Annotated in this window: 11 protein-coding genes; 6 read left to right on the top strand and 5 right to left on the bottom strand. The window is 57.6% G+C overall.

Annotated elements, in window-relative coordinates:
• Positions 1–3: 3 nt before the first annotated feature.
• Entirely contained in the window at positions 4–2,658 is a 2,655-nt protein-coding gene (acnA, locus tag OSH09_RS00995; protein WP_266119856.1) for an aconitate hydratase AcnA, read from the top strand.
• A gap of 170 nt (positions 2,659–2,828) precedes the next feature.
• Here acnA and OSH09_RS00990 read toward each other — a convergent pair whose 3' ends face one another.
• Together OSH09_RS00990 and OSH09_RS00985 are read right to left on the bottom strand one after the other, a co-directional pair.
• Positions 2,829–3,293: a MarR family winged helix-turn-helix transcriptional regulator gene (locus tag OSH09_RS00990; RefSeq protein ID WP_153231566.1), complete on the bottom strand. Its 465-nt coding sequence runs from the start codon at positions 3,291–3,293 to the stop codon at positions 2,829–2,831.
• Positions 3,293–5,206, bottom strand: a complete 1,914-nt coding sequence (locus OSH09_RS00985; RefSeq protein WP_266119855.1) for an FUSC family protein — start codon at positions 5,204–5,206, stop codon at positions 3,293–3,295. Before OSH09_RS00985 ends, OSH09_RS00990 begins: the two co-directional genes overlap by 1 nt.
• A 373-nt stretch (positions 5,207–5,579) precedes the next feature.
• Here OSH09_RS00985 and OSH09_RS00980 point away from each other — a divergent pair, with 373 nt between their 5' ends.
• Positions 5,580–7,286, top strand: coding sequence for an FMN-binding glutamate synthase family protein (locus tag OSH09_RS00980; protein WP_207873879.1), 1,707 nt, complete (start codon positions 5,580–5,582; stop codon positions 7,284–7,286).
• Positions 7,287–7,308: 22 nt separating this feature from the next.
• Here OSH09_RS00980 and OSH09_RS00975 read toward each other — a convergent pair whose 3' ends face one another.
• Entirely contained in the window at positions 7,309–7,473 is a 165-nt protein-coding gene (locus OSH09_RS00975) for a hypothetical protein (protein ID WP_266119854.1), read from the bottom strand.
• A gap of 82 nt (positions 7,474–7,555) precedes the next feature.
• Between OSH09_RS00975 and OSH09_RS00970 the strand changes: the two genes are divergently transcribed.
• The 4 genes from OSH09_RS00970 (at position 7,556) to OSH09_RS00955 (ending at position 10,055) form a co-directional block, all read left to right on the top strand.
• Positions 7,556–7,969, top strand: a complete 414-nt coding sequence (locus tag OSH09_RS00970) for a hypothetical protein (RefSeq protein ID WP_266119853.1) — start codon at positions 7,556–7,558, stop codon at positions 7,967–7,969.
• A 56-nt stretch (positions 7,970–8,025) separates the two neighbouring features.
• Positions 8,026–8,643 carry an SCO family protein gene (locus tag OSH09_RS00965; protein WP_222668487.1) on the top strand — a complete coding sequence of 206 codons (618 nt, stop codon included), beginning with the start codon at positions 8,026–8,028 and terminating at the stop codon, positions 8,641–8,643.
• 20 nt (positions 8,644–8,663) lie between these two features.
• The gene (locus OSH09_RS00960; RefSeq protein WP_266119852.1) at positions 8,664–9,143 is read left to right on the top strand and encodes a copper chaperone PCu(A)C; all 480 of its coding nucleotides are present in this window, start codon (positions 8,664–8,666) and stop codon (positions 9,141–9,143) included.
• A gap of 342 nt (positions 9,144–9,485) precedes the next feature.
• Positions 9,486–10,055, top strand: a complete 570-nt coding sequence (locus OSH09_RS00955; RefSeq protein WP_266119851.1) for an HdeD family acid-resistance protein — start codon at positions 9,486–9,488, stop codon at positions 10,053–10,055.
• A 202-nt stretch (positions 10,056–10,257) separates the two neighbouring features.
• Here OSH09_RS00955 and OSH09_RS00950 read toward each other — a convergent pair whose 3' ends face one another.
• Together OSH09_RS00950 and OSH09_RS00945 are read right to left on the bottom strand one after the other, a co-directional pair.
• Positions 10,258–10,869: an HAD-IB family hydrolase gene (locus OSH09_RS00950; protein WP_266119850.1), complete on the bottom strand. Its 612-nt coding sequence runs from the start codon at positions 10,867–10,869 to the stop codon at positions 10,258–10,260.
• Between the two features lie 69 nt (positions 10,870–10,938).
• The gene (locus OSH09_RS00945) at positions 10,939–12,318 is read right to left on the bottom strand and encodes an NCS2 family permease (RefSeq protein ID WP_266119849.1); all 1,380 of its coding nucleotides are present in this window, start codon (positions 12,316–12,318) and stop codon (positions 10,939–10,941) included.
• Positions 12,319–12,330 lie beyond the last annotated feature (12 nt).

The following is a 12,330-nucleotide window of genomic DNA, read 5'->3' as shown; positions in this document are numbered from 1 at the left end:
GCCATGTCTCAGTCTCTTGCCCTAGATACGCTGTCCCTGAACGGGCGTTCCGTACGTTACGTTCCTATCGCCAACATACCCGGCATTGAAAAACTGCCGTATTCGCTGCGCGTTCTGCTGGAAAACCTCTGTCGTCAAAAGGCCGTGCGCCACGCTGATGTAGACCAGGAAATTGATTCCCTGCTCCAGCGCAAAGTGGGCGACGGCATTACTTTTTATCCTGCCCGCGTGTTTGGCCAGGACATTCTGGGTCTGGTGATGCTGCTGGACATGGCTGCCTTGCGCGAAGGCGTACAAGCGGCCGGCGGTGATGCCAGCCGTGTGCGTCCACAAGTGCCTATCGACGTCATCATTGACCACTCCCTGCAAGTGGATAGCTGGGCCAACCCGAAAGCGGCCGACGTCAACCTGGCCCGCGAATACCAACGTAACGGCGAACGCTTTGCCTTCCTGCGCTGGTGTTCCAGCAATTTTGATGGCGTAAAAGTCGTGCCGCCCGGCAAAGGCATCATGCACCAATTGCACATTGAGCACATTGGTCAGGTGGTCTGGACCGAAGAAGGCAAGGATGTAGATCTGGTCTATCCCGATAGCTGTGTGGGCACCGATAGCCACACGCCCATGGTGAACGGCCTGGGCATTCTGGGTTGGGGCGTGGGTGGTATTGAAGCTGAAGCCGTAATGGTGGGCTTGCCAGTGGCGATTGCACTGCCTGCCGTGGTCGGTATCGAACTGACCGGCAAGATGAATGACGGTGTCCTGCCTACCGATCTGGTCTTGGTCATTACCCAGAAACTGCGTGAACTGGGCGTGGTCGGCAAATTTGTAGAGTTCTTCGGCCCCAGCGTGGACGAGCTGTCCCTGGGCGACCGCGGCATGATCGCCAATATGGCCCCTGAGTACGGCGCAACCGCTGTGTTCTTCCCTATCGACGATGCCGCCCTGCACTACATGCACATGACAGGCCGTCCACAAGAACAGATTGATCTGGTCGAGCAATACAGCAAGGTTCAAAAGCTGTGGCGTGACCCGGCCGCTCCCGCTCCTGTTTACGACACCGTGTTGAAACTGGATCTGAGCAGCATCAAACCTAGCCTGGCTGGCCCCAGCAACCCGGAAGATCACCTGGATCTGGATACCGCTGCCCAATCCTTCCCCGCTCATCACCAGAAAATTGCTGGCCGTCCTTACGACCCGCAACGTGCTGTGCCCGTAGAAGGCGAAGACTTTGTTCTGAATGATGGCGATGTCGTCATTGCCGCCATTACCTCCTGTACCAATACCGCGAACCCCGCCAATATGATGGCCGCCGGTCTGCTGGCCCGTAATGCCGTGGCTCGTGGCCTGCGTAGCAAGCCCTGGGTCAAGACCTCGCTGGTTCCCGGTAGCCAGGTCACTGCCGATGTGCTGGAACGTGCTCAACTGCAAGACGATCTGGACGTACTGGGTTTCAACATTGCCGGTTTTGGCTGCACCACGTGTAACGGTGGCTCGGGCCCCTTGCCTGCCAATATCGTCAACGCGATTGAATCGGAAAAGCTGATTGCCACCGCCGTGCTATCGGGCAACCGCAACTTTGAAGGCCGTATTCACGCGAACGTGCGCGCCGCCTACCTGGCCTCCCCGGCTCTGGTCGTGGCTTACGCCCTGGCAGGCAACCTGAATGTGGACCTGACGCGCGACTCGCTGGGCAAGGATCAGGACGGCAAGGATGTCTACCTGAGCGACATCTGGCCCAAATCCGCCGAAGTGCAAGAAGCCATCCACGGTGCTTACGAGCGCGACCTGTTCATCGAACGCTACGCCGAGCTGTACGACGGCGGCGAACCTTGGGATGCACTGGCCCGCGAAAGCAACGGTGGTCATTACCCTTGGGAAGCCGACAGTACCTACATCCGCAAACCACCTTACTTTGATGGTTTGCAGCGCGAACCCGCCCCCGTGGCGAACTTGCACGGCATGCGGCCGCTGGCCATTTTGGGTGACTCCATCACCACAGACCACATCTCGCCATCGGGTTCGATCAGCCTGGGTACACCTGCAGCCGACTTCCTGCTGTCCAAGGGTGTGGAGCAAAAAGACTTCAACAACTACACCACGCGTCGTGCCAACCACGAAGTGGTCAAACGTGCGACCTTCGCCAACATCCGTCTGCGCAACAAGATTGTTCCCGGCGTGGAAGGCGGTGTCACCAAAGTGATGCCTGAAGGCGAAGTGATGCGTATTTTTGAAGCTGCTCAAACCTACCAGGAGCGTCAGGTTCCTCTGCTGGTGATTGCAGGCAAGAACTACGGTTGCGGCTCCTCCCGCGACTCCGCCGCCAAAGGCCCCGCTCTGCTGGGTGTGAAGGCAGTGGTGGCAGAAGGCTTCGAGCGTATTCACCGCACCAATCTGGTCGGTATGGGTGTGCTGCCCCTGCAGTTCCAGGAAGGTACCAATGCCGACACCCTGGGGCTGGATGGGACAGAAATCTTTGGTGTGAACGGTCTGGAAGAAAACCTGGGCGTACGCTCGCAAGCCGAGCTGATCATCCAGCGTCTGGATGGCAGCACTCAATCCGTACCGGTGATCGTGCGTCTGGATACAGTCGAGGACATGGAGTACTGGCGTCATGGCGGCATCCTGCCACGCGTCTGGCGCAAGTACCTGGAGAGCTAAGTCGCTAGACCTGTAGCGGCCTGTTTTGCAGGTTCAATAAAAACGCCAAGGTTAATCCCTTGGCGTTTTTGTTTACTGTCGCCTTGACAGCAAAGAATTGAATTTGTCTCGTGACTTGATCCGCTGATCCACCGTGCCAGATTCACTATGATCAGATCAGCAACGCTGGCTCAATCCCCGAACAAGCTGGACATGTCCGTGGCTTCCAAGCCCAGATTGCTGGCCAGCGCATCAAAGCAACGCAAGGCCGCTTCTATGTCTTCGTCCGGGATCCCTTCAAACAAGGGTGCACGGGATTGGCGCAGCAATTCCAGTAGGCGTTCGTGAAAGTCGCGCCCTTTTTCAGTCAGACACAATAGGCGGGCGCGCTTGTCCTGCTCGTCGGGCAAGCGCTCCAGCAATCCGCCGGACTCCAGTTGATCGATCAGGCGAACCAGCGTTGGCCCTTCCAGACGCATCATGCGGGCCAGTTGTCCTTGTCGTATGGGCTCACCCAACTGGGCCAGATAGCGAATCGGCAGGATGGTGGCCTCGGACACACCGTAACGCACCAGCGTCTGATCCAATTCACGACGATACAGGCGCGCCAGCACAATCATGGACAGGCCAAATCGTTCATAAAGTTGGTGATTCATCAGAAGGTCTCCACAGCACGCGGCGTAGCATCAGGCGGGTAAGCATAAACCAAAACCGCTTGCGCCCCTTGCAAGGACTGGGCGACATCCATAATCGCCTGCATCAATACCGTATCGGTACACGACTGGCTGATACGCAGCAGTTGCTGGGCCAGCTCCTCGGGCTGATGCTCGAACCCTTCCAGCAATTCACAGACCAGCACCACACAGGCCTGCTGCTCCGGTCCGCGTTTGGCCAGCCGTTTCAGCTCAACCACTCCATGACCCAGGTTGATCAAGGACAGCAAGCCATGGGGGGTCTGCTCTCCCATCCAGTGCCAGAGGCGCACCCATTGCCGCGCCACTCGCGCACGCCAGACCCGGAACAGGCGTGGGCGCGAACGCTTGATCAGGGGATACAGTTCACGCACCACACGCCTTACCAAGGCTTGCCCACGAGGATGAGTACGGCGAGGCAAAAGGAAGAAGGCACTGCACACCACCGCGGAGCCCGCCAGCAAAGGCAGGGACTCCTTCATGATGATGGGCCAACTGACCGCGGCCATCCCGGCCTGACTGGCCAACTGGAAACACATATTCGCGTCCAATGCCCAGGTCGAGGTAGGACGGTTGGCACGTAACAAACCGCCAATCACCAAAAAAGGAAGCACGGACAGAATGACCTGCCAGTCTGCCACCAGGTGCGCCTGGACAAAGTAGCGATAAAAGCTGGCTACCAGAACGCCCACCGCAATCCCGGTAAACATGGTTCGGCTCATCAATTGGGGGCGCGGCATGGAACCCAGAATAATGGAGAAGGTACACACGCCAATCGCCATCAACTCCAGCGCGGGACTGGCCAAAGCGTAAGCCACGCCACCTGCCGTGAAAGCAGCCAAGCCACTGATCAGGCCAGTACGGATTGCCAGGGGCCAATCCACCGAGATGGCGGGCGTTGTCAGAAAACGGTGCCGTCTAGGCTGCACCCGTTCAGCGAACAAGCCCTGCTCCGCTCTTTGTATTTGTCCCATTGCACGGCGCAAACGCGCCAGACTGATCTGCCCTTCTTGCCGCAAGGCTGTCTTGCCCAGCACCCGCAAGCTCAGACCATCCTGCAAACGCTGCGCCTGTTCCTGCAAGTCCTGTACATAATCCGCGGCTGGCGACAGGCCCCGCTCCCGTTGCTGGGCAATCAGCGCGCTGGCGGCCAGAAGCTCGATCACGGCGTACAGGAACGCATCCACATAAGGCAGGCGTCGATAAGCATCCAGAGAACCCGCCGCCAAAATACGAGCTTGCGCATCCAGATCCACAATCTCCTGGCGAACACGACTCCACGAGCTCTGATCCGGCTGCTGATAAGACGGACCCAAAGCATGAGCAGCGATGCGCAAGGCATCCGCCGCCAGGACGCGCACCCGCTGGTAATAGGTCTTGCGCTGGCTGCGCGGCGTGGTCCGGGAACAGAGCAAGGTCGTGACCAGCACCCCGATCAAGGTGCACTCTACCCGCGACAAGGCCAGATCCAATGAAGCATCCGGAGCCAGCACAGAAGGCAAAACCACCACGCCAATCGTAATCCCCGCCAGCATGGGCAAGTAGGAAAAGGCGCCCCGGAACACATGGGTCAAGGCCGACGCCACACCCACCACCAGCGCCATGCCCAGCAATTGCAAATAAGGATTGGGCAGATGCAAAAACGCCAGCCCCAGCCCTGCACCCACCAAGGTTCCCAGAATCCGCCACAAGGCCCGTTCGTACACCAGTCCACGGTAGGCTTGAGACAAGACCCACACCGGCATGGCGGCCCAGAAGGGATTATCAACGGACAGCAGAACAGCGATGGTGAACGACAGCCACGCTGCCAAGGCCAAATTCAGGCCGTGCAGGAGCGCAGGTCGATCCAACTGGATCCAGGAAAGAGAGGGAAACATAAAGGGCACGAGACAGAACAAAGGCTAAAGCATGATTATATAGATAGCTTACCTACCTATTCAATTACAAGAAGCTTAATTCCGTGCAGTTGCGGGTCTTCGCCCAAAGCATACAAGGTGAGCCCTAGAGCGATAAATCCTGTTCAATGCTGCACCGCAGCAGCTTTTCTGCTTTGCACCAGGCCTTTTATGGCTAAACATTCCAGGCCTGATTAAGCCTTTTCAGGTCACAAAATTTTTCATTGTTAGTTTTCATAAACTATCGCTGTCCAGGCATGGTCAAACCGTACGGCAGCGTTCTATGATGTTGGCAGCCTGATGGGCAGGTACCCAAAATCCTGCCTGTCACCCCGTTTTCTTGGCAGGAGTCTTTATGCAAAAGTGGCTGACACGCTACACCGCCTTCTACATCATCATTGGCCTGACCGCCCTTTTCTTGCTGCTTTCCTTGTTCAGAAGCGCAAGCTGGCTATGGCTGGCGATACCAGGGCTGGCCCTGTGCATCCAGGGCTTGGTGGACATCACTCAAACTCGTCACGCCATTCGTCGCAACTACCCGGTTATTGGCAATCTGCGCTTCATTTTTGAGGCCATTCGCCCGGAAATTCGCCAATACTTCCTGGAAGGCGATGAACAGCAACTGCCCTTCTCGCGTGCTGACCGCTCCCTGGTGTACCAGCGCGCCAAACAAGAAATCGACAAGCAGCCTTTTGGTACCCATCAGGAGGTCTATAACAATGGCTACGAGTGGATCAACCACTCCATGACCCCAAAGCACATCAAGGACTCGCAGTTCCGCATTGATGTTGGCGGGCCGGACTGTACCAAGCCTTATTCGCTGTCAGTGCTGAATATTTCAGCCATGAGTTTCGGGGCCCTGTCGGCCAATGCCATTCTGGCCTTGAATAAAGGTGCCAAGATGGGCAATTTTGCTCATGACACGGGCGAAGGCGGCATCAGCACCTATCACCTGCGCCACGGTGGCGATCTGATCTGGAATATTGGCTCGGGTTATTTTGGGTGCCGGGATGAACACGGCAATTTCTCGCCCGAACGCTTTGCCGAGCGCGCCACTCAGGATCACGTCAAGATGATTGAAATCAAGCTGTCGCAAGGGGCCAAACCCGGCCACGGCGGCATCTTGCCTGGCACCAAAGTCTCACCTGAAATTGCCTTGGCGCGCGGTGTGCCAGAAGGCGTGGACTGCAACTCGCCAGCGAGCCACGGCGCCTTCCACTCGCCCGTAGAACTACTGGAATTCGTGGCCAAGCTGCGCACCTTGTCCGGTGGCAAACCCGTGGGCTTCAAGCTCTGTATCGGGCACCCCTGGGAATGGTTTGCCATTGCCAAAGCCATGCTGAAAACAGGCATTACACCGGACTTTATTGTGGTCGATGGTGCTGAAGGCGGTACAGGTGCCTCTCCCGTGGAATTCATTGATCACGTCGGCACCCCCTTGCGCGAGGCTCTGCGCCTGGTTCATAACACGCTGGTGGGTATCGGTTTGCGCGAGCAGATCCGTCTAGGCGCCTCGGGCAAGATCATCAGCGCTTTTGATATGGCTCGCATCATGGCCCTGGGTGCCGACTGGTGCAATAGCGCACGCGGCTTCATGTTTGCCGTTGGCTGCATTCAGGCTCAAGCCTGTCACACCGACAAATGCCCGACCGGCGTGGCAACACAAGATCCGCAACGTCAAAAAGCCCTGGTGGTTGATGACAAATCCCTGCGCGTGGCCAGTTTCCACGGCAATACGTTAAAAGCACTGGCTGAGTTGCTGGGTGCTGCAGGTCTGGAGCACCCGGACCAGCTACGTCCTCACCATATAGCCCGTCGTATCAGCAATGGCGAGGTGCGTGTGATGTCGGCACTATTCCCGGATTTGAAAAAAGGCGAGCTGCTGCGCGGTCACTATCGTCAAACGATTTTCCGCGTGGGCTGGCCCATGGCCAACCCCGACTCCTTTGAACCGGCCTACAGCCTGAGCAAAGCCTTGTCGCACTTGAATGATGAAGCGGATCCGGAAGACCTCATGAAAAAACAGGACGTTGCTGACAGCGCAGGCCAAGCGCTGGCCTGAACGCTGCAAGGCGGCAGTTTCCCTAGCGAGACTGCCGCACCGTCCCTACCCCTGCATCCATTTCCCCATAAATTTCAACGCCGGAAGGCCGACTCCAACTGCTGTCAGCAGAGCGGTCCGGTGTCGAACACGCCGCCAGTCCCACCAGCATGAGCAAGGCGCTGAGCACCCCAACAATCTGTCGCATATCAAGCTCCTTGATGATAGGTGTTCACTGTGCCACAGAATCCAGGCAAACAGATTTCCATCTGTACTAGAATGCTCTGATCATGTTCAGGCACTGCGCATCCCCCTCCTCAGGTACACGCAGCCGGTTTTTACTGGTGCTGGCGCTATGCGCCCTGCTGATCCGTGGCCTGATCCCCAATGGCTACATGCCCAGCACCAACCCTGCCAATGCCGCCGCCCTGAGCCTGTGCGTGCAGGGCGACCCCTTCCTGGCACAGTGGAGCGGTCAGCTTCCCGGCCCCGAACATGAAGACCAGCACAGCCTGCATGCGGCCTGTATCTTCGCCCAGGCCCAGGCCAACAAGGCCCTGAATGATGAACCCGGTCCCGCCTGGGACTCGGTGTCTATCCCACAACATACCTGGGACACTGCCCAACAGGCGGCGGCTCCCGTTCTTCCCCTGACGGGCCCGCCCCTGAGTGCGCGCGGGCCACCCTCTGCCCTGCTTTCCTGACCAGTTCCGGCCGCCCAGCGCTGCCACTTCATGTTGTCAATTAGCGGGATATTTCTATGAACGCCTCCTTCTCACGCCGCCAGCTCTTGCTTGCCCTGCTGGCGACTCCTTTGGTCCTGAGCGCCTGCGGCGACAAGGCCCCCAAGCAGCCTGCCTTCCGTAACCTGGAAGGCGTGGACATGAGCAGCGCCGACTTTGCCAAGGATTTCAGCTTGCTGGATACCGAAGGCCAGCGTCGCACCATGGCCGACTATCGCGGCAAGATCGTGCTGATCTTTTTTGGTTTTACCCAATGCCCCGACGTCTGCCCGACCGCCCTGACCCGTGCTGTCGACATCAAGGAGCAGTTGGGCGAGGACGGCGACAAGCTCCAAGTCCTGTTTATCTCTATTGACCCGGAGCGCGACACACCGGAACTGCTGCGTGCCTATATGCAGGCCTTTGACCCGAATTTTGTGGCCCTGCGCCCTACCGAAGAAGAGCTGGCCAAAACCGCCAGCGACTTCAAAGTCTTCTACCAAAAGGTTCCAACCGGCTCCAGCTACACCATGGACCACAGCGCCTTGACCTATGTGTACGACACACAAGGCAAGTTGCAGATCGCCCTGCGTCACACGCAAACGGCTGAAGAAGCCGTGGCTGATATCCGCCAAGTACTGGCTTTGAGCAAGTGAACCCCAACAGGATTACCGACATGAAACGTACTATTGCTAGCTCGCTTTTTTCCCTGGCCGCTTTGTTGAGCCTGCCCACCCTGGCCCAGGCCGAAGTCACCGTAACAGAACCCTGGGTTCGCGCCACGGTCCCCGGCCAACAGGCTACCGGCGCCTTCATGGTGCTGCAATCCAGTGAAAACGCCCAATTGCTGGGTGCCAGCAGCCCCTTGACCAAGCAAGTCGAAGTGCACGAAATGGCCATGGAAAATGACGTCATGCGCATGCGTCAGGTCCAGCAGATCGAACTGCCTGCTGGCAAGGCGGTGGAACTGAAACCCGGTGGCTATCACATCATGTTGCTGGGCCTGGACAAACAGGTTGAAGCAGGCAGCTCGGTAGAGATCACCCTGGAAATCCAGAACGCGGCAGGCCAGAAAGAAGCCCTGAAAGTCAACGCGCCAGTGCGTGCCTTGAATACCAAGGCGGCCCAAGGCCATCAAGGTTCTCACGGCCACTAAAAAGGACAGCCCCACCCCGGAGAACCGCAGAGGTACTCGGTTTGAAGGGGTTTGTTTCAGGTTTGCGGGTTTTCCATAATTGGCTGATTTTGATTAGCTAACGTACAGTGAAACCACTGACATAGTGTCAGTAAGCTGTCTGAAACGCAGCTTTCCCAAACTGCCATCATGGCAGTTCATCGCCGCCAGAGCGGCCATGGGCCCTACCGCAACGGTAGGGCCTTCGCGTTTCTGGGCCACCCGAAAAAAGCATCATTGCCCCTGCGTATCACTAGGCCCTTGCACGGGTCTGGAGTACAGTTAAGACCGTAGCGTCGGTTTAACCTTGCAAGGAGTACATAGATGGCCTTAAGTCCACATGACAACAATCGCTCTGAGTTGCTACGCCAACTGCCCTTGAAACCAGGATGGTTTATTGGTCTGGGCATAGGCCTGATCATTTTGGGTCTGATTGCTTTGACTTATGTCGTTGGTGCCACAGTCGTCAGCGTGGTGTACGTCGGTATCTTGATGAGCATAGGCGGTGTACTGCATCTGGCCCATGCCTGGAGTGCCAAAGGCTGGCGCGGTTTTCTGTTCTGGAGCCTGAGCGGTGTCTTGTATCTGGTCGCCGGTCTGATTGCCATTAGCAACCCCTTGGTGGGCGCCACCATACTGACCTTGGTTTTTGGCGCATTCCTGATTGCCTCCGGTGCCTTCCGACTCTGGATCTGGTTCCAGAACCGGGCCCAGGCAGGTGGCGGCTGGATCGCTTTTTCCGGCCTGATTACCCTGGCAGCCGGTTTGATTATTGCCGCTGGCTGGCCTGGCAATAGCGTGTGGATTCTGGGCCTGATTCTGGGCATTGATCTGCTGACCCAAGGCTGGGCCAGCTTGTTGATTGGCATGGCGATCAAGCGCAATCAGAACTAAACCTTAGGCAAGGATCAAACCACTGTCTGGTTTGATCTCTGCTTGCTGAGTCATTAACAATGACTCCAAAAAAATGCCCGACCAGACGCTGATTCTGCTCGGGCATTTTGCCATTTTTATCTCTGACTATCGGCTTTAGAACTGCTCCCAGGCTTCTGAGTCTGATACTCAAGCTGAACAGGACAAGCCGTAAAATCGCGTACTAGACGTCCAGTTCCGGCAATGCGGCATCACGTCCCCGCAACCAGGGCTGACGCGTATGCGCCAGCATCTGCGCATCACCAGGGCTATCGCCATAGGCCATATCCAGTGCAACGGGCTTATCCCCCAGCCAGGTCTGAAGACGATTCACTTTCTCCTGCCCCCAGCAATTGGCACTGGCCATCCCCACACAGCCTTTTTGTTCATCAAAGGCCAGCTCTGTTGCCAGTACCTGCACCATGCCCTGAGCCTTGGCCCAGGGTTGCAAATAGATAGATGGCGAGGCGCTGACCAGCACCACCGTATCGCCCCGCTCTCGATGTGCGCGAACTCGCTCCATCATGTCCGGGCGCACAATCTGCGGCACGTAATCCTGCACATAGCGATCAGCCAAAGCCTGAACCTGAGCACGACTCAAGCCACCTAAAGCACTACGCAAAAAACGATGCTTGATCGCCTGACGACGCTGCGGCCCACGGTCCCAATACAAAACACGAGGCACACACGCTAAATAGGCACGAATACAGACCGGCCAGCCTCGCATGCGACGTATAAAGTCCTGCAAGCTATCCCGGTCTGTAATCGTGCCATCAAAATCAAATGCGACCAGCACACGCGCCCCTTTCGGTTTTAGAAAAAGGGCTAGTGTAAAGGGGAACACCAGCCCTTCCAAAGTCCGGCTTTACAAAGCCCAACCACCCAGGTAGAAAACGGCCAGGGCCAGGGCAATCAGAACCGTGCCTACATTCAGGCGACGCAGCTCACCAGAGAACAAACGGCCCAGTACCAGCGTGCAGAAGCCCAGCATGATGCCCGTCACGATATTGACGGTCAGCACGATGAACACAGCGCAGACCAGACCGGACATGGTGTCGACCGTATCTTCGGTATTCAGATGACGCACACCACCCAGCATCAGCAAGCCCACGTACATCAAGGCAGGAGCTGTCGCGTAGGAAGGCACCAGACCGGCCAAAGGCGACAGGAAGATCAGCATCAGGAAGCCCAGGCCAACCACCACGGCGGTCAGACCGGTACGGCCCCCGGCTGCTGTTCCGGCTGCGGATTCAATGTAGGCGGCTGCAGGCGACGCGCCCAAGCTAGCGGATACCAAAGAGCTGAGCGAGTCTGTTGTCAGGGCCCGGCTGCCGTTGATGATCTGGCCATCCTTGTCCAACTGCCCGGCATTGCCCGCCACCGCACGAATGGTGCCAGTGGCATCAAACACCGCCGTCATCACCAAAGCCAGCACACTGGGCAAGACAACGGCATTCAGCGCCCCGCCTATATCCATTGCCCCGATCAAGGAGTTCTCGCCCAGCAAGCTAGGCATGGCAAACAAGCCAGTAAAGCGCACATTGGGATCAAAAATCAGACCCACCGCCGACAGCCCCAGAATCACCAGCAAGATACCGCCCGTGACACGACGGCGCTCCAAGCCAAAGATCGCTGCCAGACCCAGCACACTCAGCCACACCGGCATGGAGGTGACATCACCCAGCGCAACCGGCAGACCAGCACCGGTATTGCGAGTGACCAGGCCCACTTCGTTGGACGCAATCATCAGCAAGAACAGGCCAATCCCGATGCCTGTGCCATGCGCGATGCCCAAGGGCAGATTGCGCAGAATCCAGGTACGAATCCCGGTGGCGGAAATCAGGGTAAAGATCAGGCCCATCAGGAACACGGCACCCAGGGCAACGGCCGGGCTTAATTGCTGCCCCAGCACCAGGTCAAAGGCCAAAAAGGCGGTCAAGGACAAGGCACAGCCCACCGCAATGGGCAGATTCGCCCACAGCCCCATCAACAAGGAGCCAAAGGCGCTGGTCAGACACACGGCCACAAAGACCGACGAAGTATCAAAGCCCGCCTTGCCCAACATGGACGGCACCACAAAGACGGAATACACCATTGCCAGAAACGTCGTCAGCCCGGCCAGGACTTCCTGACGCAGGGAACTGCCGCGCTCCGTATAGGCAAAATGTCGTTGCAACCAGCCGCCAGCAACCGGAGGGACCAGGGCCTCCTGCCCTGGCCGCAATGCGGATTCTTGCTCAGCCATACTTCATGCTCC

The organism is Alcaligenes parafaecalis, assembly GCF_026344135.1.
In the GTDB taxonomy this organism is placed as follows: Bacteria; Pseudomonadota; Gammaproteobacteria; order Burkholderiales; family Burkholderiaceae_B; genus Alcaligenes; species Alcaligenes parafaecalis.
The sequence above is the reverse complement of the archived record's forward strand: the minus strand, read 5'-3'. Positions and strand labels throughout refer to the sequence as shown.

What these genes read in the sequence shown, in the direction of transcription:
- acnA (WP_266119856.1), top strand. Translation starts at nt 4, where the DNA reads ATGTCTCAGTCTCTTGCCCTAGATACGCTGTCCCTGAACGGGCGTTCC.
- OSH09_RS00990 (WP_153231566.1), bottom strand. Translation starts at nt 3,293, where the DNA reads ATGAATCACCAACTTTATGAACGATTTGGCCTGTCCATGATTGTGCTG.
- OSH09_RS00985 (WP_266119855.1), bottom strand. Translation starts at nt 5,206, where the DNA reads ATGTTTCCCTCTCTTTCCTGGATCCAGTTGGATCGACCTGCGCTCCTG.
- OSH09_RS00980 (WP_207873879.1), top strand. Translation starts at nt 5,580, where the DNA reads ATGCAAAAGTGGCTGACACGCTACACCGCCTTCTACATCATCATTGGC.
- OSH09_RS00975 (WP_266119854.1), bottom strand. Translation starts at nt 7,473, where the DNA reads ATGCGACAGATTGTTGGGGTGCTCAGCGCCTTGCTCATGCTGGTGGGA.
- OSH09_RS00970 (WP_266119853.1), top strand. Translation starts at nt 7,556, where the DNA reads ATGTTCAGGCACTGCGCATCCCCCTCCTCAGGTACACGCAGCCGGTTT.
- OSH09_RS00965 (WP_222668487.1), top strand. Translation starts at nt 8,026, where the DNA reads ATGAACGCCTCCTTCTCACGCCGCCAGCTCTTGCTTGCCCTGCTGGCG.
- OSH09_RS00960 (WP_266119852.1), top strand. Translation starts at nt 8,664, where the DNA reads ATGAAACGTACTATTGCTAGCTCGCTTTTTTCCCTGGCCGCTTTGTTG.
- OSH09_RS00955 (WP_266119851.1), top strand. Translation starts at nt 9,486, where the DNA reads ATGGCCTTAAGTCCACATGACAACAATCGCTCTGAGTTGCTACGCCAA.
- OSH09_RS00945 (WP_266119849.1), bottom strand. Translation starts at nt 12,318, where the DNA reads ATGGCTGAGCAAGAATCCGCATTGCGGCCAGGGCAGGAGGCCCTGGTC.